The sequence below is a fragment of the Arthrobacter sp. 8AJ genome (assembly GCF_902506025.1).
Taxonomy (GTDB): Bacteria; Actinomycetota; Actinomycetes; order Actinomycetales; family Micrococcaceae; genus Arthrobacter.
Genome location: NZ_LR733289.1, coordinates 3711807 through 3731632, shown reverse-complemented (window position 1 = coordinate 3731632; position 19826 = coordinate 3711807). Strand labels below are relative to the sequence as shown.

22 protein-coding genes and 1 pseudogene are annotated in these 19826 nt (G+C 66.9%); 11 read left to right on the top strand and 12 right to left on the bottom strand.

The annotated features are described in order from the left end of the window. Positions 1-31 precede the first annotated feature (31 nt). The 5 genes from BACI349Y_RS17295 to BACI349Y_RS17275 form a co-directional block, all read right to left on the bottom strand. Positions 32-817 (bottom strand): MerR family transcriptional regulator, encoded by a 786-nt coding sequence (locus BACI349Y_RS17295; RefSeq protein WP_159633606.1) that lies wholly within the window; start codon positions 815-817, stop codon positions 32-34. Between the two features lie 50 nt (positions 818-867). After that, positions 868-1203, bottom strand: coding sequence for a hypothetical protein (locus BACI349Y_RS17290; protein WP_159633603.1), 336 nt, complete (start codon positions 1201-1203; stop codon positions 868-870). Positions 1204-1324: 121 nt separating this feature from the next. Beyond that, complete coding sequence (locus BACI349Y_RS17285; protein ID WP_009357211.1) at positions 1325-1528, bottom strand: cold-shock protein; 204 nt, start codon at positions 1526-1528, stop codon at positions 1325-1327. Between the two features lie 132 nt (positions 1529-1660). After that, entirely contained in the window at positions 1661-2287 is a 627-nt protein-coding gene (locus BACI349Y_RS17280) for a response regulator (RefSeq protein WP_159633600.1), read from the bottom strand. Next, on the bottom strand, positions 2284-3513 hold the full coding sequence (locus BACI349Y_RS17275; RefSeq protein WP_159633596.1) for a sensor histidine kinase: 1230 nt from the start codon (positions 3511-3513) through the stop codon (positions 2284-2286). Before BACI349Y_RS17275 ends, BACI349Y_RS17280 begins: the two co-directional genes overlap by 4 nt. 197 nt (positions 3514-3710) lie before the next feature. On the opposite strand from BACI349Y_RS17275, the gene BACI349Y_RS17270 reads away from it, so the two are divergent. Beyond that, positions 3711-4283, top strand: coding sequence for a GlcG/HbpS family heme-binding protein (locus BACI349Y_RS17270; protein ID WP_201302468.1), 573 nt, complete (start codon positions 3711-3713; stop codon positions 4281-4283). Positions 4284-4293: 10 nt separating this feature from the next. After that, on the top strand, positions 4294-4977 hold the full coding sequence (locus BACI349Y_RS17265) for an ankyrin repeat domain-containing protein (RefSeq protein ID WP_236560898.1): 684 nt from the start codon (positions 4294-4296) through the stop codon (positions 4975-4977). A gap of 126 nt (positions 4978-5103) precedes the next feature. Here BACI349Y_RS17265 and BACI349Y_RS17260 read toward each other — a convergent pair whose 3' ends face one another. Genes BACI349Y_RS17260 through BACI349Y_RS17245 form a run of 4 tightly spaced genes read right to left on the bottom strand, consistent with a single transcriptional unit; the run spans position 5104 to position 9203 of the window. Next, entirely contained in the window at positions 5104-6288 is a 1185-nt protein-coding gene (locus BACI349Y_RS17260) for an acetyl-CoA acetyltransferase (protein WP_159633593.1), read from the bottom strand. Beyond that, the gene (locus BACI349Y_RS17255; protein WP_159633590.1) at positions 6285-6956 is read right to left on the bottom strand and encodes a CoA transferase subunit B; all 672 of its coding nucleotides are present in this window, start codon (positions 6954-6956) and stop codon (positions 6285-6287) included. The genes BACI349Y_RS17260 and BACI349Y_RS17255 overlap by 4 nt, the downstream gene beginning before the upstream one ends. A gap of 37 nt (positions 6957-6993) precedes the next feature. Beyond that, a complete protein-coding gene (locus BACI349Y_RS17250) occupies positions 6994-8433 on the bottom strand; it encodes a short-chain fatty acid transporter (RefSeq protein ID WP_159633587.1) in 1440 nt (479 codons plus the stop codon). Between the two features lie 53 nt (positions 8434-8486). Next, entirely contained in the window at positions 8487-9203 is a 717-nt protein-coding gene (locus BACI349Y_RS17245; protein ID WP_159633584.1) for a CoA transferase subunit A, read from the bottom strand. 161 nt (positions 9204-9364) lie between these two features. Here BACI349Y_RS17245 and BACI349Y_RS17240 point away from each other — a divergent pair, with 161 nt between their 5' ends. Next, on the top strand, positions 9365-10162 hold the full coding sequence (locus tag BACI349Y_RS17240; protein WP_159635852.1) for an IclR family transcriptional regulator: 798 nt from the start codon (positions 9365-9367) through the stop codon (positions 10160-10162). An 89-nt stretch (positions 10163-10251) separates the two neighbouring features. Here the strand turns inward: BACI349Y_RS17240 and nadE are convergent, their stop codons facing one another. After that, positions 10252-11106, bottom strand: a complete 855-nt coding sequence (nadE, locus tag BACI349Y_RS17235) for an ammonia-dependent NAD(+) synthetase (protein ID WP_159633581.1) — start codon at positions 11104-11106, stop codon at positions 10252-10254. 75 nt (positions 11107-11181) lie between these two features. Between nadE and BACI349Y_RS17230 the strand changes: the two are divergent. From BACI349Y_RS17230 to BACI349Y_RS17210, 5 genes and pseudogenes are all read left to right on the top strand, one after another. Further along, positions 11182-12441: pseudogene (locus BACI349Y_RS17230) on the top strand (FAD-dependent oxidoreductase); the annotation flags it as partial. A gap of 48 nt (positions 12442-12489) precedes the next feature. After that, positions 12490-13074 carry an orotate phosphoribosyltransferase gene (pyrE, locus tag BACI349Y_RS17225; protein ID WP_200830744.1) on the top strand — a complete coding sequence of 195 codons (585 nt, stop codon included), beginning with the start codon at positions 12490-12492 and terminating at the stop codon, positions 13072-13074. Positions 13075-13232: 158 nt separating this feature from the next. Then, positions 13233-13982: a GAF and ANTAR domain-containing protein gene (locus BACI349Y_RS17220; RefSeq protein ID WP_224024702.1), complete on the top strand. Its 750-nt coding sequence runs from the start codon at positions 13233-13235 to the stop codon at positions 13980-13982. A gap of 81 nt (positions 13983-14063) precedes the next feature. Then, the gene (locus tag BACI349Y_RS17215; RefSeq protein ID WP_159633572.1) at positions 14064-14684 is read left to right on the top strand and encodes a hypothetical protein; all 621 of its coding nucleotides are present in this window, start codon (positions 14064-14066) and stop codon (positions 14682-14684) included. Between the two features lie 69 nt (positions 14685-14753). Beyond that, positions 14754-15794, top strand: a complete 1041-nt coding sequence (locus BACI349Y_RS17210) for a thioesterase domain-containing protein (RefSeq protein ID WP_159633569.1) — start codon at positions 14754-14756, stop codon at positions 15792-15794. On the opposite strand, the gene BACI349Y_RS17205 is transcribed toward BACI349Y_RS17210, so the two are convergent. Next, complete coding sequence (locus BACI349Y_RS17205; protein ID WP_159633566.1) at positions 15791-16627, bottom strand: HAD-IIA family hydrolase; 837 nt, start codon at positions 16625-16627, stop codon at positions 15791-15793. The two genes, BACI349Y_RS17210 and BACI349Y_RS17205, sit on opposite strands and share 4 nt — an antisense overlap. Positions 16628-16698: 71 nt before the next feature. Between BACI349Y_RS17205 and BACI349Y_RS17200 the strand changes: the two genes are divergently transcribed. The 3 genes from BACI349Y_RS17200 to BACI349Y_RS17190 all read left to right on the top strand — a co-directional run bounded on the left by BACI349Y_RS17200 (position 16699) and on the right by BACI349Y_RS17190 (position 18923). Continuing rightward, entirely contained in the window at positions 16699-17355 is a 657-nt protein-coding gene (locus BACI349Y_RS17200) for a TrmH family RNA methyltransferase (RefSeq protein WP_236560896.1), read from the top strand. A gap of 122 nt (positions 17356-17477) precedes the next feature. Next, complete coding sequence (gene fbaA / locus BACI349Y_RS17195; protein ID WP_141158310.1) at positions 17478-18497, top strand: class II fructose-bisphosphate aldolase; 1020 nt, start codon at positions 17478-17480, stop codon at positions 18495-18497. Then, positions 18498-18923, top strand: a complete 426-nt coding sequence (locus BACI349Y_RS17190) for a DUF3151 domain-containing protein (protein WP_159633560.1) — start codon at positions 18498-18500, stop codon at positions 18921-18923. A gap of 70 nt (positions 18924-18993) precedes the next feature. Here the strand turns inward: BACI349Y_RS17190 and BACI349Y_RS17185 are convergent, their stop codons facing one another. Then, positions 18994-19623: a uracil-DNA glycosylase gene (locus BACI349Y_RS17185; protein ID WP_159633557.1), complete on the bottom strand. Its 630-nt coding sequence runs from the start codon at positions 19621-19623 to the stop codon at positions 18994-18996. Between the last annotated feature and the right edge of the window lie 203 nt (positions 19624-19826).

Sequence of the window (19826 nt, the reverse complement as noted above, 5' to 3'; positions counted from 1 at the left end):
CAGCCTCCCGGTGCCCTGGAGGCCCGGTGCCCTAGAGGTACGTCTCCGCGAAGCTGTGCAGGGCGGCCCGGACGAAGCGTGCGCCCTCCGCCCCGCCGTAGGTGGCGGCGAATCGGGGGTCCTCCACGTACATGTCCGCCAGTCCGGTGACGTATCCCCGGATATCCCCGCCGCTCTGGGCCGCAGGCGTTCCGGGGATGGACTTCAGCCACGCCACGTGCCGCCCTGCCAGCTCCCGGGCTTCCGGCCCGTCCGCAGGAACCCCGGCTCCCGCAGCCGCCGTCCAGTCCCGGGCAAGGCCCTCTGCCTTGGACTTCCATTCCCGCTTTTCCGCTGCCCCCATGCCGCGCCACCATGAGTCGGATGCGGCGTAGGCATCCTTGCCCCACCGTTCTTCAACTTCATCCTTGTATTCGGTGTGGTCGAAGCCCTGGAACATGTTCTCTGCCATCAGCTGGCCTCCTGCCTTTACTGTTTCGATTGTTTGCCGGACGGATTCGGCCTGCAGGGCCAGCCGCTGCTGCTCCCGCGCGAGCCAGTCGAGATGGCGGCTGAGCGCCGCTACGGGATCCGCCCGGCGCTCAAGGAGCTCCGCGATCGCCGGCAGGCCCAGGCCCAGTTCCCGCAGCAAAAGGATGCGCTGGAGCTGAAGGAGGGCGGCGCCGTCGTAATACCGGTAACCGTTGTGGCCCACCCGGCTGGGCGTCAGCAGGCCGATGCGGTCATAGTGCCGGAGCGTGCGGCTGGTGGTGCCGGCGAGCCTGGCTACGTCCTGGATGGACCAGTCCTTGCCACCGGCGTCGTAGAAATCCTGCATGCACCGAGCCTAGCCATTGACGCTGCGTCAAGGTCAAGGGCGGCGGACCGTCATCCAACCCGCCGGCCGTGGGGCCTCCGGCGCCTGGCCTGGGCCACTAAACGCGTGAAGGCGAAAACGAAGATGGCCTCGATGAGCAGCATGAGGCCCAGCAGCAGCCACTGCTGCCGGCTGATGAAGACGACGCACCCGGTCAGGGCCAGGACGGTTCCCAGGGCGAGCGCATAGATGGCGAAGCCAACGGCCACACGGGCGCTGCGGACCCCCGTCCGGAACCCGAAGCCGTGCGGCTCCCCGCCGGGCTGTCCGGGGACGCGGTCCGGCGCTGCGGGGCCAAGGGAGTCAAACTCCTCCCAGGGATCCCTGTCCTGGTCCTGTCCGGTCATGAATCAATTATCCCAAATGCGGAAACCCAGAGACGCCGGGTACAAAAACAGCGGCCCCTCCAACCTGGGTTGGAGGAACCGCTGGATGGGGTCCCGGCGTATGCCGGAGGCCGCCGAAGACTTAGAGCGGGCGGATGTTCTCTGCCTGCGGGCCCTTGGGGCCCTGGGTCACATCGAATTCGACCTTCTGGTTCTCGTCCAGTGAGCGGTAGCCGCTGGTGGCGATTGCCGAGTAGTGGGCGAATACGTCAGCGGACCCGTCATCGGGGGCAATGAAGCCAAAACCCTTTTCGGCGTTGAACCATTTAACTGTGCCTGTTGCCATGGCTGCATTCCTTCATGTGACTCTGATTCTCTCCCCGGGGATCGTCCCGGAGTGTGCGGGAGTTAGTCCCCCACAGACCCCAACGTACGGGGCGCAGGCTCTGGGTGCAAGGGTGTGCGCCATAAAGTGCCGTCAACGCATGCCCTCGCGCCGGATCGCGGTGGCGATGGCGGCCGCCCTGGTGTCCACCCCGAGCTTGGCGTAGATGTGCGCCAGATGGGTTTTGACCGTGGCCTCGGAGATAAAAAGCCGCCGGCCGAGTTCGCGGTTGCTGAGGCCCTCGGTGAGGAGGCCCAGCAGCTCGGCCTCCCGTGGCGTCAGGACTTCGTCGGGATTGCGGAGCTGCTGGAACAGCCGGGATGCCACCGGCGGGCTCATCACGCTTCTGCCCACGGCCGCCCCCCTGATGGCGGCAAAAATCTCCTCCGGGGCAGCATCCTTCAACAGGTAGCCCATGGCGCCGGCATCCACGGCGCGGACGATGTCGGCGTCGGAGTCGTACGTGGTGAACACGAGGATGGCCTGCCGGCCGTTGAGGTCCCTGATCCGCCTGATCGCTTCGAGCCCATCCATGCCCGGCCCCATGGCAAGGTCCATCACCACCACCGAGGGGGAGAACGCCTGGGCCAGGTGCACGGCGTCCTCGCCGGACGCGGCTTCGGCCACCACCTCGATGTCCGGCTCCGTGCTGAGCAGTGCGCGCAGTCCGCTCCTGACTACCAGGTGGTCGTCCACCAGCAGGACGGTGATGTTGTTCATGCGCCCGCCTCCACCGGCAGCTGCGCCGCCACGATTGTTCCGTCGCCGGGGGCGCTCTGCACGGAGAATGTTCCGCCCAGCTGCTCCACGCGCTGCCGCATGGCCCGCAGCCCGTAGCCTCCGGTGTGCGACGGCGGAGCTGCCGCCGCCGGATCGAAGCCGGCGCCGTCGTCGTAAATGTCCAAAGTCACGGCGTCCGGCAGGAAGCCCAGCGTTACCGTGGCCGCCGACGCCGCAGCGTGGAGCAGGATGTTCGACGCCGCGCTTTGAACGACGCGCAGCAGGGCGTGGCGAACGTCAGGGGAGACCGGCCGCAGCTCACCGGTCACCAGCAGCGTGGTCCCGGGAACGTACTGGCGGGCGGTGGCCAGCAGTGCCTCCGGCAAGGGAACCGATTCCAAACCGGGCGAGGCCAGCTCATGGACGAGGCTCCGGGTCTCCGCCAGGTTCGCGCGGAGCAGGCTGGTGGCCTGGAGAAGGCCGTCACGGGCTGCTGCACTGGGCCATCCACGGCCGGCGGCCTCGAGCAGGAGCAAGCTGCTGGCGAGGCCCTGGGTGACAGTGTCATGGATTTCCCGCGACACCCGCTCCCGTTCGGCAATGGTGCCCGCCCGTCGCTCGCTGGCGGCCAGTTGGCCCTGGGCCAGGGAAATGTCCGCATGCAGGCGGCGCTGCTCCTCGGCGTCGTGCTGTATCCGGTCGTAAATCAATGTCAGCATGACGCCCACGGCCAAGGGCCCCAAAAGCATGGCCAGGTCGGTACCGTTGCCCAGCCGGAACAGGCCGGCTGCGGTGGCGAGTGTGATGGCGCCGGCCAGGACATAGGACGCGGCACCGCGCAGGGCGCTCCTGCAGAGGAAGAAAAGAGCGAAGGAACACCACGCGAAACTCGGTGCAGCCACAACCAGGACCGCCCAGACGGCCACCAGGGCCACCATCCAGGGGGTTCCGCGGCGGTCCTGTACCGAGAGCAGGGCCACGACGGCGTAGAGCAGGCAAGCGGCAACGGCGAGCCCCAGGACCAGCAGATTGTCGGCCGGGGTATGCCGCATGACGTAGCGGACCACCGAGGCCACCAGGAGGACGGCGAAGCCCAGGTGGACGGCTGCTTCGATGCTGCCCGGCCGGCCTGTGGCATTGGGAAGCAGCGGACGGCGGGATCCGGCGCCCTGACCGGCGGCGGCTTGGGCTGGCCCGGTGTGTTGGGTGGTGTTTCTGGCGGGCATGCTGGATCCGGATCTGGTGGCGGGAAGTGCTGCCTTCCATGCTAGGGCTCACGGGTTCTCCCGTGCCTCAGCCTTTTGGCTGATACGGCTGGCCTTTCGTCGGAGCCGGGACCAGACGAAGGCCCGATGCCAGGTCCGGTGTTTCCCGAAAGCATGGATAGCGGCAACACGATCCCTCCCTGACCTAAGGAAACACCTTGAAGAAGTCCACCAAAGCCCTCGCCGCCGCCGCAGCCGGAGCCCTCATGATCACTGCCGGAGCAACGGCTGCCGCCAACGCCGGTACCGCGGGCACTACGGAAGCACCCGTCGTCGTACCTGCCGTTGATGTCCAGCCGGCTCCGGAAACGGTGGTGCAGCAAAACCGCATTGCCGCCGGCGCCTCGGCCCAGGCCGTCACGGCGGCGCTCGCGAAGTGCCAGGCCGACAAGATGCCGTTCGTCACGGTGGCCCTCGTTGACCGCTTTGGTACTGTCCAGGCCTTGCTCCGGGGTGACAACGCCGCCGCCCACACCATCGAAGCGGCAAAGCAGAAGGCCTATACGGCAGCCGCGTTCGGTGCCCCCACCAGCGAGTTGGCCAGGCGCGTCAACGGCAACGGTCCCTCCATCGCGGATCTGCCGGGCACCCTGTTTCTCGCAGGCGGTGTTCCACTGAAGGTCAACGGTGTCTCCGTGGCCGGCATCGGCGTCGGCGGGGCCCCTGACGGCGCCCTGGATGAAGCCTGCGCGGCGGCAGGCGCGGAGGCCATCGCCGGCGCCGCGAAATAGGCTGGACGCGTTGAGGCCCGGCAGCACCGCAGCACTCATGACCGTGGCCGCGCTGGGGTTGCTCCTGGCCGCGTGCCAGGCCAGTCCCGGCCAGCCGCAGGGAGTGGATACCCCGCCGCCCGTTGCCTCGGTCAGCCCCGGTGCCGGGACGCCCGCGCCGCCCTCCTCTGCGTCCCCACCGGCGCTGACGCCCGCGGACCAGGCAAGGCTGGACCAGGACCTTATCGTGGCCGCCAAAGCCAACAACGCCGCGTTGGTGGCCGAACTCATCGGCCAGGGTGGCAACGTCAACGCCAAGGACCCTATCCAGGACTCTGCGTTCCTGTTCGCCGGAGCTGAAGGGCTCAACGACGTCCTGCAGCTGACGCTGGCCTCCGGGGCAGACGTCACCAGCACCAACCGCTACGGGGGGACGGCGTTGATCCCGGCCAGCGAGCACGGACACGTGGAAACAGTGACGATCCTCATCAACGCCGGAGTGCCTGTCAACCATGTCAACAACCTTGGCTGGACCGCCATGCAGGAGGCCATCCTGCTCAACGACGGCGGCCCGCGCCAGCAGGAGGTGGTGCGGCTGCTGCTGGCGGCCGGCGCAGACCCCGGAATCCGCGACCCGGAAGGCCGGACGGCGCTGCAGAACGCTGAGCGGCTCGGCTTTTCAGGGATAGCCGCCGTGATACGCGGCCAGGGTTAGCCGGTCGGGGTGCCGGACCGCCGGGCTTGCCCACCTTTGCCGGTTAACGACGGCGGCGCGCCGCACTCTTGGTGCGACGCGCCGCCGTCGGGCTTTGAATCCGGGGAGATTCAGCGGGCTGTCAGCTCAGACCGCTTCCAGCACGCTCACATAGTTCGCGATGCCCACGCCGCCCATGTTCTGCACAGCCGCCCGCCGTGGCGCCGGGAGCTGCATGTCGCCCGCAGTACCGGTGAGCTGCATGGCGGCGATGACGTGCTGGGAAACGCCGGTGGCACCCACCGGGTGGCCCTTGGCCTTCAGGCCGCCGGAGACGTTGATGGGAAGCTTGCCGTCCTTGAAGACCCAGCCTTCGTTTACTGCCCTGGCCCCCTGGCCGGGTTCGGCCAGGCCGATGGCCTCGTACATGAGCAGCTCGGCGATGGTGAAGCAGTCATGCACCTCGGCGAAGTCCAGGTCCGCCAGGCCGACGCCCGCCATCCCCAGCGCCAGCTGCCAGGACGCGCGGGTGGCGGCGAAGGCGGTGGGGTCCCTGCGGTCGGCGGGGAAAAAGTCGTTGGCCTGACCGAAGCCCGCGAGCCGGACTGGGGCGGTGGCGCCGCCGGTGGGGGAGACGGACAGCACGACGGCGGCGGCACCGTCGGAGACGGGCGAACAGTCGGTGCGGCGCAGCGGGTCCGCCACCATGGGGTTCCTGTCCGAGACGGTGCGGCAGAATTCCTCGCCAAGATCCTTCCGGAGCTGGGCATACGGGTTGTCGACGCCGTTGCGGTGGTTCTTGGCCGCGATGCTGCCCAGTACGTCGGAAACAGGTCCGTGCCGCTTTTCGTAGTGCTTCGCGACCTCGGCGAAAAGTCCGGTGAAGCCGGTGGTGGAGGGCTTGCCGGCCATGTCGTAGTCAGCGCCGAGCAGGGCGGCGCCCACCACGTCTGCACCGGCGTGGGTCATCTTCTCGGCGCCGATCACCAGGACGGTTTTCGCGGTGCCGGCCAGCAGCGACTTGGTGCCCTGCTGGAAGGCGGCCGACCCCGAGGCGCAGGCGTTTTCCACCCGGGTGGAGGGCACGTTGGCCAGGGCCGGGGAGACCTGCAGGGCCAGCGAGGACGGGAACGCCAGCGGCATCATGCCGGAGTTGAACTGGCCCACGTAGATCTCGTCGATCTGCCCGGGGTCGATTCCGGCATTGCCGATCGCTTCGGTGGCCACCTGGACGATCAGGGACTCGAGGGTCTCCTCCGTCAGCTTGCCGAATCGGCTGTGTCCCCAGCCGGTGAGCAGGACATCCTTGCCGAACTGTTCCTTCAGGCTCATGCCGCCACTTCCTCATTCTCGAGCCGGACCTCAAAGCCGGCTTCGGTCTTTTCCCGGATCTCGTCCACGGTGACCCCCGGAGCCAGCCGGGTCAGGGTGAGCTGCCGGCCGCCGTCGTCCGCCTTGTGCAGATCGAAGACGGCGAGGTCGCTGATGATCCGGTCCACGCAGCTGAGCCCGGTCAGCGGCAGCGTGCACTCGCGCACAATCTTTGCGCTGCCGTCCTTGGCGTTGTGCTCGGTGAGGACCACGACGCGCGGGGTCCCGGCCACCAGGTCCATGGCGCCGCCCATGCCTTTAACCATCTTTCCCGGGATGGTCCAGTTGGCCAGGTCGCCGTTGCCGGAGACCTGCATGGCGCCCAGGATGGCCACCTTGACGTGTCCGCCGCGGATCATGCCGAACGAGGTGGCGGAATCGAAGATGCTGCCGCCGGGCAGGACCGTGACGGTCTGCTTGCCGGCGTTGATCAGGTCCGCGTCCTCCTCGCCCTCGTAGGGGAAGGGGCCCATGCCCAGCAGGCCGTTCTCGCTCTGCAGGACCACCCGCACGCCGTCGGGCAGGTTGTTGGCCACCAGCGTGGGGATGCCGATCCCCAGGTTCACGTAGTCGCCGTCGTTCAGTTCCTCGGCCGCGATGGCAGCCATTTCATCCCTGGTCCATCCCATGGGGTTTCTCCTTGGTCTTGTAGCTGTTCCCGTTGACTTAGTTGGGTATTACCGGCGGCACGAACTCGAACGTCATGCCCAGCAGCCACGCGAGCAGCAGCACCACCGGCAGGTGGAACAGGAACTGCTGGAACGTGAAGCCCACCAGGTCCCGGGCCCGCAGGCCCAGCACCGCGAGCAGCGGGAGCATGAAGAACGGGTTGACGAGGTTGGGCAGGGCCTCGGCCATGTTGTAGATCTGCACGGTCCAGCCAAGGTTCATGTTCACGTCCGTGGCGGACTGCATGACGTAGGGCGCCTCCACCAGCCACTTTCCGCCGCCGGACGGGACGAACATGCCCAGGATGGCCGTATAGATGGCGATGATGACGGCGAATGCCCCGTTGCCGCCGATGCTGGTGAAGAAGTGTGCCAGGTGTTCGGACACCGACAGGCCACCGGCCCCCTGGGCCTTGGTGAGGATGGCGGCCATCGCTGCATACAGCGGAAACTGCACCAGGATTCCTGCCGTGGCGGGTACGGCCTTGGTGACCGACTGCAGGAATTTGCGTGGGGTGCCGTGCAGCACCAGCCCCAGCATCAGGAAGACCAGCAGGTATCCGTTGAGTGAACTGACCACGCTGAGGATGGGCAGGGTCAGCAGCTGGGACACCAGCCAGCCCAGGGTCAGCACGCCGGCCAGGATGGGCAGGACCCTGCTGTATTCCAGCCATTCGCCGGGCCGGGACTTTTCGGCCGGCGGTTCGGGCTGGTCATCAAGGTCGACGCCGAGATCGGCCGCCGTCTTCACGCCGGCTCCCGTCGGGGCCGAGAAGTGCGCGATGACCGTGGTCAGCAGCATCAGGATGGCCAGGGTCAGCAGGGACTGCCAGGTGAAAATGGTGGTCCCGAAATCCAGGACGCCGGTGATCTTCAGCAGCGCCGGCGGAATGGAGGCCTTGGTTGCCTGCAGCTGGGCGGCGGAGGAGGACATGCCCAGGGCCCAGACGGCACCCAGCCCCATGAAGGCCGCGGCGCCCAGTGCCCGGTAGTCCACGTGCAGGTCCTTGCGCCGGGCCACGGCCCGCGCCAGGAGGCCGCCGAAGATCAGGCTCAGGCCCCAGTTCACGAACGAGACGGACATGGACAGGACCGCCACGAAGCTGACGGCGGAGCGGGCGGAGCCGGGAACCTGGGCCAGCCGGTCAATCAGCCTGGCCACGGGCGGCGAGGTTGCCACCACGTAGCCGGTCAGTACCACCATGGCCATCTGCAGGGTGAAGGCCGTGAGGTCCCAGAACCCGTTGCCGAACGAATCGACCACAGCCTTGGGTGAGGCGCCGATGGCCAGGGCCGCGATGGCCACCAGCAGCACGCCCGCCAGGGCAAAGATATAGGCGTCCGGGAACCACTTCTGCGTCCACCCGGCCAGCGTTTCAGCCATCCGGGCCAAACCCTTCTGGCGGACGTCCTGGTGGGTAGTCTGCGTGCTGGTCATGAGGGTGTTTCTCTCCATTGAGTACTGTGTTTCAGGGGCTGGCGTGGGTCCGGTCAGGCCGGGACAAGGCCGGTGCGCGGCCGGACGGTGCGCTGCTCGATGTCCTTGACCCGGTCTGTGGCCTGCACCAGCCGCTGGACAAAGACGCCCGGGGTGGCGATGTGGTTCGGGTCCAGGTCGCCGGGCTCCACGATCACTTCCGCCTCTGCAACGGTCAGGATCCCGGCCGTGGCCACCACCGGGTTGAAGTTGCGGGCCGTGTAGCGGTAGACGAGGTTGCCATCGGTGTCCGCGGTGTGGGCGTGGACCAGTGCGACGTCGGCGCGGATGGCCCGCTCCTGGACGTATGTTTCGCCGTCGAAGACCTCGTGCGGCTTGCCTTCGGCCACCAGGGTGCCCACCCCGGTCTTGGTGTAGAAAGCCGGGATTCCTGTGCCGCCGGCGCGGAGGCGCTCAGCCAGGGTGCCCTGCGGGGTGAACTCCACCTCAAGCTTGCCGGCGAGGTACTGCTCGGCGAACAGCTTGTTTTCCCCAACGTAGGAGGCGATCACCTTGCGGACCTGGCCCGCCTCGATGAGGATGCCCAGCCCCTTGCCGTCCACACCCATGTTGTTGGAGACCACAGTGAGGTCCCGCACGCCGGAATCCCGGACGGCTTCGATGAGGTCGGCCGGGATGCCGCTCAAGCCGAACCCGCCGACGGCGAGGGTGATGCCGTCCTGCAGGGACCCTTCCAGGGCCGTGGCGGCAGAAGCCTGGAGTTTCTTCATGACGTCTCCTCGTTGAGCGCGGTAGTCCACTTAGTGGACGCTTGGGATCTGAGTTTGGAGACTACGGGCGCCCGGCAGAACGTGTCAAGAATCACTAGTTTGTGCCTTACAGTATGGACAGTAGGGTGAAAAGCATCCATATTGTGGACAAAGGGGAAGTGATGGCATCGACGCCGGTGCAGGGTGCCCAGGTGGTGGCGCGGATCGCGGAACTGCTGCGGCTGGTGGGCCGTGGCTCGGAGGGGATGCCCCTCGCGGCCCTGGTCCGGGAATCAGGCCTCACGCGCCCAACGGCCCACAGGCTCCTGACATCGCTCGCCGCGGAGGGCTTGCTGGACCATGATCCCGTAACGGGCAATTGGGTCCTGGGTCCGGAAATCCTCCTGATGGGATCGGTGGCCTCGGCACGGTTTCCCATGGAGGACATCGCCCGGCCCAGCCTGCGCCGGCTGGCCCAGGCCACGGGGGAGAGCGCCTTCTTCTCCATCCGCCGGGGCAATGAGACGGTGTGCCTCCTGCGTGAGGAGGGCAGCTTCCCTGTCCGGTCTTTTGTCCTGCATGAGGGCGTCCGCTTCCCGCTGGGCGTCGCGTCAGCCGGGACAGCCATCCTGGCCTTCCTGCCAACGAATGAGCAGGAAGAGTTGCTGGGCCGGTGGCCGGAGCATGCGGGGACCTTCGCGGTGAACCACACGGTTGACCTGGTCCGGAAGAACCTGGCCCGCACCAGGCTGGCCGGCTACTCAGTAAACCCGGGGCTGGTCCTGGAGGGAAGCTGGGGGATGGGCGCGGCGGTGTTCGACCGTTCAGGGCGGCCCGCCTGGGCGTTGTCACTGACCGGCATTGAACCGCGGTTCAAGGCCGAACGGCAGGAGGAGCTGGGTGGCCTGCTGATGGCGGAGGCCCACAGGATTACACAGCAGCTGGGCGGACGCGCCGACGGCGGGCGCCGGGCCCGCTGAGCCGCCACGGCTGTGCCGGGATACGACGACGGCGGGTCCACCTGTCCGGTGACCCCGCCGTCGTACCCCAAAAGGTGGGGAATTCCTGCCTACAGCCCGGCGCGGGGCTCCACGGGCCCTTCGCCCTTCCACCACGTGTCAAAGATGGTCACCGGCACGGTGCGCTTGTGGCGGGTCCGGAGATACTTCTGCTCGATGGATTCGGCCACCGCGTCCGGGACCTCGCGGCCTTCGAGGTAGTCGTCGATCTGGTCGTAGCTGATGCCCAGTTCGTCCTCGTCGGTGCGGCCCGGCCGGTCGTCGAGCAGGTCCGCCGTGGGCACCTTTTCCCACACGCGCGCCGGTGCACCCAGTTCCGCCAGGAGGGCCCGGTTCTGCCGCTTGTTGAGGCCGAACAGGGGAAGGATGTCAGCCCCGCCGTCGCCGTACTTGGTGAAGAAGCCCGTGACGGACTCCGCGCCGTGGTCGGTGCCGAGCACCAGGTAGTTGAACTCGCCGGCCAGCGCATACTGGGCGATCATCCGGGTGCGGGCCTTGGTGTTTCCCTTGTGGAAGTCGGAGATCTCCGAGCCCACGGTCTTCTCGAACTCGTCCTCGAAGCCATCCACCGCCGCCGAGATGTTGAACGTCCATTCGGTCTTGGCCTTGATGAAGTCCAGCGCCGCCTGGGCGTCTTCCTCATCGTGCTGCACGCCGTAGGGCAGGCGGACTGCAACGAAGTTGGCCTCTACGCCCTCGGCCTCAAGCTCATCAACCGCCAGCTGGGCCAGTCTTCCGGCGAGCGAGGAATCAAGTCCGCCGGAGATGCCCAGGACAAAGCCTTTGGTGTGGGTGGCCTTCAAGTATTCCTTGAGGAATGTGACGCGTTTGCGCACCTCCCCTGCGGGATCGATCCGGGGCTGAACGCCCATTTCTTCAATGATCTTGGCCTGGAGTTCGCGCATGGTGTCCAGCCTAGCCAGCGCTGTCAACAACCCTCAACTGTTCCGGGCAGGCCCTGGGCGGCGTAGCTTAGGTGCATGGAGCGGACGGGATGCGCCGTGGTGGGCGGGGGCCCGGCAGGAATGATGCTGGGGCTGCTGCTGGCACGGGCCGGAGTGCATGTGGCAGTCCTGGAAAAGCACCGTGATTTCCTGCGGGATTTCCGTGGCGACACCGTGCATGCGTCCACCATCCGGCTGATCGACGAACTGGGCCTGGGCGCCGGATTCCGGGCCCTCCCGCAGAGCAGGCTGAGCAACGTCGCTGTCCCGGTCCCCGGCAGCGGGCTGGTCACGCTGGCGGCTTTTGACTCCCTGAAGCCCCCGTACAACTACGTGGCCATGATGCCCCAGTGGGACTTCCTGGATTTCCTCGCCTCGGCCGCCGCCGCGGAACCGACGTTCACCCTGCTCATGGAAACGGAAGCCACCGGCCTGGAGTTCGACGGCGGACGCGTCACCGGAGTGCGCTTCCGGTCCACCGCCGGCGGCGCGGAGGGCCCGGAGCAGGTGCTGCACGCCGACGTCGTAGTGGCCGCGGACGGCAGGCATTCAGTGCTGCGACAGGCGGCCGGGATGCGGGCGAAGGAGTACCCGGTGCCCTTTGACACCTGGTGGTTCAAAATCCCGCGCCGCGCCGCCGAGCGCGGCGAAGTCGCCGGGGTGGTCCCCGCCCTGGGGGACCGCGATGCCCTGATCGCCCTCAACCGCACCGACTACTACCAGATGGGATACCTGGCCCCCAAGGGCTCGGATGCCAAAATCCGGGAAGACGGCGTGGAACACTTCCGCCAGCGGGTGGCAGCGCTGCGCCCCGACCTCGCCGACCGCGTTGATTCCATCCGCAGCCTGGCGGACCTGCACTGGCTGGACGTCAGGCTGAACCGGCTGCGGCGCTGGTACGTCGACGGTTTTCTCTGCATTGGGGACGCCGCGCACGCGATGTCCCCCGCGGGCGGGGTGGGCATCAACCTGGCCATCCAGGACGCGGTGGCAGCCGCGGAACGCCTGGCCCCTGATTTGCGCCAAGGGCGCGTGCGGATCAGGACCCTTGCTTCGATCCAGCGCCGCCGCCGCATGCCCACGGTGCTGGTCCAGGCGGTGCAGCGGGTCATGCACCGGGTGGTGTTCGTTCCGCTCTTCGCGGGCACACTGTCCGGCGACATGCTGGCCCGGGTGGGTGACCGGAGGCCGTTCTCCATCCAGCGCCTGCTTTTCTTCATCCTGCGCCACAACCCCGTGGTCAAGCGTGTCCTGCCCCGGGTCATTGCGATCGGGCCGCGCCCCGAGCACGCGCCCGGCTTCGCCCGCCCGCTCACCGTCCCGCCACCCACTAAACTTGGGGCCATGACTTCGCCCACTGACACTGCGGTAGACACTGCAGCTGCCCGCGCCCGACTGCTCGAACTGATCAAGGAACTTGCCGTGGTCCGCGGCAAGGTGATCCTCTCCAGCGGAGCCGAGGCCGATTACTACATCGACCTGCGCCGCATCACCCTGCACCATGAGGCGTCCAAGCTGGTGGGCCAGGTAATGCTGGCACTGGCGGACGACGCCGGCATCGACTTCGAGTGCGCCGGCGGGCTCACCATGGGTGCCGACCCCGTCGGCACTGCAGTGATGCACGCTGCCGCTGACGCCGGCCGGACAGTTGACGCGTTCGTGGTCCGGAAGGCCCAGAAGTCCTACGGCATGGGCCGCCAGGTGGAAGGGCCGTCCGTTGAGGGCCGCAAGGTGCTGGTCCTGGAAGACACGTCCACCACAGGCGGCTCCGCGCTGACCGCAGTGGAAGGCGTCCGGAAAGCCGGCGGCAACGTCGTGGCCGTGGCCGTGATCGTGGACCGCGATACCGGCGCCAAGGAAAAGATCGAAGCCGAAACCGGCGTTCCCTACCTGTTCGCATTCGGCAAGGACGAGCTGGGCCTGGACTAGTCCCGTGACGGGGCCGGCCCCGGCGGCCGGCTCCGTCGGCCGGCTCCGGGACACCTGGGGGACCGGTGTTGGCCCGCCGCTGGTGGCTGATTTATTATTTGCGTTAACACCTTTCAGTTGCTTGGAGATCCTGTATTTTGCTCCCCCCACAACAGCCTTTGAGCGCGACGGACCAAGTCCAGAACCTCATCCTGGAAAGCGCCGATTTCGAGGACTTCCTCAACGAGTTGGCACGCTTCTCCGCGCATCAGATGGCAGGCGACGGCGACGACGCCCTGTGCGGCATCACGCTGCTCCGCGACCGCAAGGCAGCCACCATCGGCTGGAGCAGCGAAGCGGCGCGGGAAGTGGATGAAATCCAGTATTCGCTCGCCCAGGGACCGTGCTTGTCCGCGGCACAGGAAGAGCGCGAAGTCTACGTACCGGACCTCTTGCAGGAGGACCGGTGGGGGCCGGACTATGCGGCTGCCGTTGCCTCCCACGGGTTGCGTTCGGTGCTGTCGCTGCCGTTCAACCTGCAGGGGGAGGCCAAGGCCGCGCTGAACCTTTACTCCGACGCCCCGCGCAAGTTTGACGGCCGGGCGGCGGACAGGGCGCGGGACTTCACCCGGGAAATTTCCGAAGCACTCCGGCTGGCTGTCCGGTTCTCGCTGCACGCAGACAGTGCGACGAACCTGCGGGCCACGCTGGAGTCGAGGACCATCATCGATATCGCCATCGGCATCGTCATGGCGCAGAACCGGTGCAGCCAGGAAGCCGCCGTCGAAATCCTCACCGAGGCGTCCAGCAACAGCAACACCAAACTCCGGGACATCGCCAAGTCGCTGGTGGATTCGGTGGGCGGCACCGCCGGAGCGCGTACCCACTACCAGGAACCGGGCAAAGTCGGCCAGGGTCGGCGGGCCTGAAGGCAGGTTGTGCGGAGGCCCGGCGAGGGTTACGCTAGCGGAGGTTGAGCCGTCGGCCATAGAACCTCTTTTGGAGTACCTATGGACCGCGCGCTAGACGCACTCGTTAACCTTGATGTCCCCGCGGACATCGTCCGGATTGAAGTCCGGGGAGCCCTTCACCACGATTCCCGTGCTGAACTGGTCCACATCATCCGCCGCGTCCGGAGGATGGGCATCCGCTGCCGTATCTGCGTCGATCTCTCGCAGGCTGAACTTGTCGAATCATCCGCGCTGGCAGGTCTCCGCGGCGACCTCAACGCCATGGACACCACGTCCCTGCCGGGCGTCCCCTCCGCCGGGGTGTCCCTTCAGCTCACCCCCGCGGCGCACGACTGGGCACAATGGGACGCCTCCAGCCTCCGCCCGCTCCTGGTGGATGATGACATCAGGGAGCTTTTCCCCGGCGGTGAGTTCGCAGGTGAGTACCCCCAGTTGCCGGTGATGTGGATCGAAGGGCTGTATGGCCGTCCGCTGACGGAATACACGGAGCAGGAACTGCTGCACGCCAGCGACTCCGCTTTTGCCCTGCTGGATAACCCGGACGCCCCCGACGGCGCTGACCTGCTGGGCCGCTATAACGACATTGGCCTGGAGATCCTTCGCCGCCAGCAGGAACCGCAGGCGCCCTTCCCGGCCACAGAGGGGCAGGCCGCCAGCTGACGCTCAGCGTCACCGAACGTTAACATCCGCGGTTGCCGTGGTGACTTTCCCGGGGCTTACGGTAGGAGTGTGCCGTATGAGGGGGAAGTTAATCCACAGAGCCGGCGAGGGGTCTCCGATGCCCGGCTGCTGGCGGAAGCGGCTGCCCTCAAACGCTTTTCGCGGCGTACGTTCCTGGCCGGGGCCGGCGCCTCCGGGCTGCTGGCGGCGGACATGCTGATGACCCGTGAAGTGCAGTCGCAGCGCCGGACCACCAGGATCCTGACCATTGCGGACGACTTCGCCGATGCCTACTACCCGGACGCAAGCTGGTTCCTGTTCCCCGGGTACAAGACCAGCTGGGAAGAAGCGCAGTGGATCCTGAACACGCTCAGGGGCGCACTGAACAAGCGCGCCCGGCTCGCCGCCGTCGGATATTCCAACCTGGGGCTCAACATCACTGAGGTGGTCAACGCGATCACCGACTACATCACTGCAGAGAAGATCACCAAGCTCTTCTTTTACGGGCACAGCTTCGGCGGCATGCTCGCCACCCAGGTGGCGGCCCGGCTCCTGGCCCTGCAGGGTGTCCAGGTGCAGTTCATCCTCCTGGACTCCAGCCCCTACAGCGCCCATGACGTCCTGGACCAAAGCTGGTTCGACGGCGTGGTGTTCCTCTACGAGAGCGGCGTCAGGTTCCCCTCCACCCTGCGCGGCGGGTATGAACTGGGGGAGCGGATCATCCACAAGGACGAACGGAGCTGGCGCCAGATCCTGAACCAGACGCTGGAGCAGCTCTCACCCATTGCCCCGTCCAACGTCCTGGTCCAAACGGAGTCCGCCTACATCTACCACTTCGAGGGAAGCCAGTTCGCCGGCCACCTCGGAACAGCCAAGATGGCCTATATCGGCAACCCCAAAGACGGCACTGTTGACTATGAGACCGCGGCCGAAACCTGGGCGGTGGTGTTCAAGGACAACATGGTCTCCAGCAACCTGCAGACCACGGGTGCGGCGCCCGCCCACGCCAGCCCCGGCTGGAACCCGCAGATTTACCGGCCCCTGGTCACGGAACTGCTGGACGAGTACTTCCCGCTGCCCCGGGGCGGCTCCCGGGTCAGCATCTTCTAGATCTGGTTCTTCAGGTCCGCCACGGAATTCAGCACCTGGTTGGGCCGGAAGGGGTACGCGGCGATGTCGTCCTTGTGCGTGATGCCGCTGAGGACCAGGACGGTGTGCAGGCCTGCCTCCATGCCGGCGATGATGTCCGTGTCCATCCGGTCACCGATCATGGCGGTGGTCTCGGAGTGTGCATCGATCTGGTTCATGGCCGACCGGAACATCATGGGGTTCGGCTTGCCCACAATGTACGGTTCGCGGCCGGTGGCCTTGGTGATCAGGGCCGCGATGGCACCCGTGGCCGGCATGGGGCCGTCCTTGGAGGGGCCGGTGGCATCCGGGTTGGTGGCGATGAACCGCGCACCGGCCAGGATCAGGCGGATGGCCGTGGTGATTGCCTCAAAAGAGTACGTGCGCGTCTCGCCGAGGACCACGAAGTCCGGGCTCTGGTCGGTGAGGATGAAGCCAGCCTCGTGCAGCGCCGTCGTCAGCCCTGCCTCGCCGATGGTGTAGGCGCGGTTGCCCGATTCCGAGCCACCGGCAGACACCTGGTCCTTCAGGAACTGGGCGGTGGCCAGGGCGGAGGTCCAAATGTTCTCCTCGGGGATCTCCAGCCCGGAAGCGCGCAGGCGTGCGGCGAGGTCGCGGGGCGTGAAGATGGAGTTGTTGGTCAGCACGAGGAAGCGCTTTGAGGTGTCCACCCAGCGCTGGATCAGCTCAGCCGCCCCGGGGATGGGCTGGTTTTCATGGACCAGGACGCCGTCCATGTCCGTCAGCCAGCACTCAATCTCCTGGCCGCTCCGGTATACCGCCGGGTTGCCTGCTACCTGGTCCTCGTCTGCCATGCCCTGCCTCCGCCTGTGATGATTGCCCGAAGAGTCCAGTCTAGTGTTGAAGGGTGAACCAAACGCCCGGCATGACAGACGAACCCGACCACCAGCCCGGGGAGGCCGGACCCGCAAAGGCGGAGGTCGGCGTCGGGCCCTGGGAAGGGGAACTGCCGGAAGGCGACCACTGGGACCCTGACCTGCTGGCGGACGGCGACCGGCGCAACGTCCTGGACAAATACCGCTACTGGAAGCACGAGGCGATCGTCGCGGAGCTGGACTCCCGGCGGCACAACTTCCACGTGGCCATTGAAAACTGGCAGCACGACCTGAACATCGGCACCGTGGTGCGCACCGCCAACGCCTTCCTCGCCAAGGAAGTACACATCATCGGCCGACGGCGGTGGAACCGGCGCGGCGCCATGGTCACCGACCGCTACCAGCACGTCCGCCACCACCCCACCGTGGAGGACTTCGTCCAGTGGGCGCAGGGGGAGGGGCTGGCGATCATCGGGATCGACATCTTCCCGGACTCGGTGCCCCTGGAGACGTATGAACTGCCGCGCGACTGCGTGCTGGTATTCGGGCAGGAGGGCCCGGGCCTGACTCCGGAAGTGCACCAGGCGGCCGCCGCCACCCTGTCCATCGAGCAGTTCGGCTCCACCCGCTCCATCAACGCCGCCTCCGCCGCGGCTATAGCCATGCACGCCTGGATCCGCCGGCACGTCTTCAACCAGCACGTGTGAGTATTACCGACAGGTGACCCGAAACACCCTGGCAGCCCGGGAATGGCTAGGATGGTGCCAAGCCGTAAGCGGTCTATTTGAGGGTCATCCACCCACAGACGAAACTCAGCAGAGGAGCCAGCATGCCCATTGCAACCCCAGAGATCTACGCCGAGATGATCGACCGCGCGAAGGCGGGCGGATTCGCCTTCCCCGCCGTCAACGTCACGTCCTCGCAGACGCTGAACGCGGCACTGCGTGGCTTCGCCGAGGCAGAGTCCGACGGCATCGTGCAGGTTTCCACCGGCGGTGCCGCCTACTGGTCCGGTGCCTCCACCAAGGACATGGTGGCCGGTTCCCTGGGCTTTGCTGCCTTCGCCCGCGAGGTGGCCAAGAACTACGGTGTCAACATCGCCCTGCACACGGACCACTGCCCCAAGGACAAGCTGGACGGCTTTGTCCTGCCGCTGCTGGAAGCGTCCGAGGCTGAGGTCAAGGCCGGCCGCAACCCGCTGTTCAACTCCCACATGTGGGACGGCTCCGCAGAGACCCTGCAGGAGAACCTGAAGATCGCCCGCGACCTGCTGGCCCGCACCGCTGCCGCCAAGATGATCCTTGAGGTGGAGATCGGTACCGTCGGCGGCGAGGAAGACGGCGTGGAGAACGCCATCAACGACAAGCTCTACACCACGGTCGAGGACGCCCTGGCCACCATCGACGCCCTCGGCGCCGGTGAAAACGGCCGCTACATCACCGCCCTGACGTTCGGCAACGTGCACGGCGTCTACAAGCCCGGCGGCGTCAAGCTGCGCCCGGAGATCCTCAAGGACATCCAGGCCCAGGTGGGTGCAAAGATCGGCAAGGACAACCCGTTCGACCTCGTGTTCCACGGCGGCTCCGGCTCCTCCGACCAGGAGATCGCCGACGCCGTTTCCTACGGCGTGATCAAGATGAACATCGACACCGACACCCAGTACGCCTACACGCGTCCGGTGGCTGACCACATGTTCAAGAACTACGACGGCGTCCTGAAGGTTGACGGCGAAGTGGGCAACAAGAAGACCTACGACCCCCGCGTCTGGGGCGCCTCCGCCGAAGCCGGCCTGGCAGCCCGCGTGGTGGAAGCCACCAAGCAGCTCGGTTCGGCCGGAAAGACCTTCTAGATGTCGGACGAGTTCCGCCGGAACCTGATGGGGCCGGAGCCCACGCTCCTGCCTGCCGAAACCGAGGTGTACGGGCAGTTGGAGGCCGGCCACGAGGCATTGGACCTGGTGGCCAAGCACCCCACGTCCTCGCTGCTCTGGGCCGTGCTCGCCGAAGAAGCATGGGCGGAGGGCCGGATCATCGATTCCTACGCCTACTCCCGCGTCGGCTACCACCGCGGCCTGGACTCGCTGCGCCGCAACGGCTGGCGCGGCGTCGGGCCCATCCCGTGGGAGCACGAGCCCAACCGCGGATTCCTGCGGGCCCTCTACTCCCTGGGCAGGGCTTCCTCTGCCATCGGCGAGGCCGACGAGCCGGAGCGGATCGAAAAGTTCCTCAACGACTCGGACCCCACGGCGAAGGCAGCGATCGAGGGCAAATTTTAGTCCTTTGCGCTTAAACAACGACGGCGGGTGGTTACCTTTCCAGGAAAGGTAACCACCCGCCGTCGGTCGCTTAAGGCTTGGCGATGCCGGTGCGTGCCATGGCGTCGGCGTAGGCCGCGCGCATGTCCTCGAGGTACTCCTCCTGGCGCGCGGGGGAACCGGCGAAGGCGCGGCCGCTCAGGGAGCGCACCTTGTAGGTCTTCAGGCCGCGGCGCCACAGCAGGGGCACTTCGGTCTTCAGGAGTGCGTTGGCCAACCGGTTGGCTTCGGTTCCGTGCGCCACGATGACGGAGGCACGGGGCACCAGGGCCAGGAACTTCAGCAGCGGCTTCAGGCCTGCCTGGATCTGGTCGGGAGTGAACTTGCCGTTGGGCTCACCGGGAACGTGCCAGGGGTGGACGTTCCACGGCATCACGAACTCGGGGCGCAGGCCCAGCTTCCACTGCAGTCCCAGCATGCGGGTCGCGGCGTCCTGGTCCCCGGCCGTGATGAACCCGGACGGGTCCGCCTCGCCAATGTTGGAGAACAGGCTGATGATGCGGCATTCCTCCACGTCGTGCATGGGATCCACATAGGGGACCACGGTTCCGGGCTTGGTCTCCTGCAGGGAATCGCAGAGCTCGTTAACGGCAGCAACGCTGGGGTCGTAGCGGCGGCTCATGAGCTGTTCGTGGAATGTTTCGGGTGCCAGGGCTGTCATGAAGTGCTGGTTCTCCTGCGGGGATTGGCGTTGCTGCCGCCACGGAAACGGGCACGCGGGGGCGCGACACATCAGCGGCGGTTGATTGGGGTGGGCCGATTCCTGGTCGGCCTTACCCAGTTTAGCAAGCCCCGGGAAACGAAACGCCGGTCCCGTGCACCTGACTCAGCCAGGGCACGGAACCGGCGGGTTCCCGCGTCGCC

What these genes read in the sequence shown, in the direction of transcription:
- fbaA (WP_141158310.1), top strand. Translation starts at nt 17,478, where the DNA reads ATGCCCATTGCAACCCCAGAGATCTACGCCGAGATGATCGACCGCGCG.
- BACI349Y_RS17260 (WP_159633593.1), bottom strand. Translation starts at nt 6,288, where the DNA reads ATGAGCCTGAAGGAACAGTTCGGCAAGGATGTCCTGCTCACCGGCTGG.
- BACI349Y_RS17250 (WP_159633587.1), bottom strand. Translation starts at nt 8,433, where the DNA reads ATGACCAGCACGCAGACTACCCACCAGGACGTCCGCCAGAAGGGTTTG.
- BACI349Y_RS17295 (WP_159633606.1), bottom strand. Translation starts at nt 817, where the DNA reads ATGCAGGATTTCTACGACGCCGGTGGCAAGGACTGGTCCATCCAGGAC.
- BACI349Y_RS17280 (WP_159633600.1), bottom strand. Translation starts at nt 2,287, where the DNA reads ATGAACAACATCACCGTCCTGCTGGTGGACGACCACCTGGTAGTCAGG.
- nadE (WP_159633581.1), bottom strand. Translation starts at nt 11,106, where the DNA reads ATGCGCGAACTCCAGGCCAAGATCATTGAAGAAATGGGCGTTCAGCCC.
- BACI349Y_RS17285 (WP_009357211.1), bottom strand. Translation starts at nt 1,528, where the DNA reads ATGGCAACAGGCACAGTTAAATGGTTCAACGCCGAAAAGGGTTTTGGC.
- BACI349Y_RS17290 (WP_159633603.1), bottom strand. Translation starts at nt 1,203, where the DNA reads ATGACCGGACAGGACCAGGACAGGGATCCCTGGGAGGAGTTTGACTCC.
- BACI349Y_RS17185 (WP_159633557.1), bottom strand. Translation starts at nt 19,623, where the DNA reads ATGACAGCCCTGGCACCCGAAACATTCCACGAACAGCTCATGAGCCGC.
- BACI349Y_RS17245 (WP_159633584.1), bottom strand. Translation starts at nt 9,203, where the DNA reads ATGAAGAAACTCCAGGCTTCTGCCGCCACGGCCCTGGAAGGGTCCCTG.
- pyrE (WP_200830744.1), top strand. Translation starts at nt 12,490, where the DNA reads ATGACTTCGCCCACTGACACTGCGGTAGACACTGCAGCTGCCCGCGCC.
- BACI349Y_RS17240 (WP_159635852.1), top strand. Translation starts at nt 9,365, where the DNA reads ATGGCATCGACGCCGGTGCAGGGTGCCCAGGTGGTGGCGCGGATCGCG.
- BACI349Y_RS17190 (WP_159633560.1), top strand. Translation starts at nt 18,498, where the DNA reads ATGTCGGACGAGTTCCGCCGGAACCTGATGGGGCCGGAGCCCACGCTC.
- BACI349Y_RS17255 (WP_159633590.1), bottom strand. Translation starts at nt 6,956, where the DNA reads ATGGGATGGACCAGGGATGAAATGGCTGCCATCGCGGCCGAGGAACTG.
- BACI349Y_RS17205 (WP_159633566.1), bottom strand. Translation starts at nt 16,627, where the DNA reads ATGGCAGACGAGGACCAGGTAGCAGGCAACCCGGCGGTATACCGGAGC.
- BACI349Y_RS17275 (WP_159633596.1), bottom strand. Translation starts at nt 3,513, where the DNA reads ATGCCCGCCAGAAACACCACCCAACACACCGGGCCAGCCCAAGCCGCC.
- BACI349Y_RS17215 (WP_159633572.1), top strand. Translation starts at nt 14,064, where the DNA reads ATGGACCGCGCGCTAGACGCACTCGTTAACCTTGATGTCCCCGCGGAC.
- BACI349Y_RS17200 (WP_236560896.1), top strand. Translation starts at nt 16,699, where the DNA reads ATGACAGACGAACCCGACCACCAGCCCGGGGAGGCCGGACCCGCAAAG.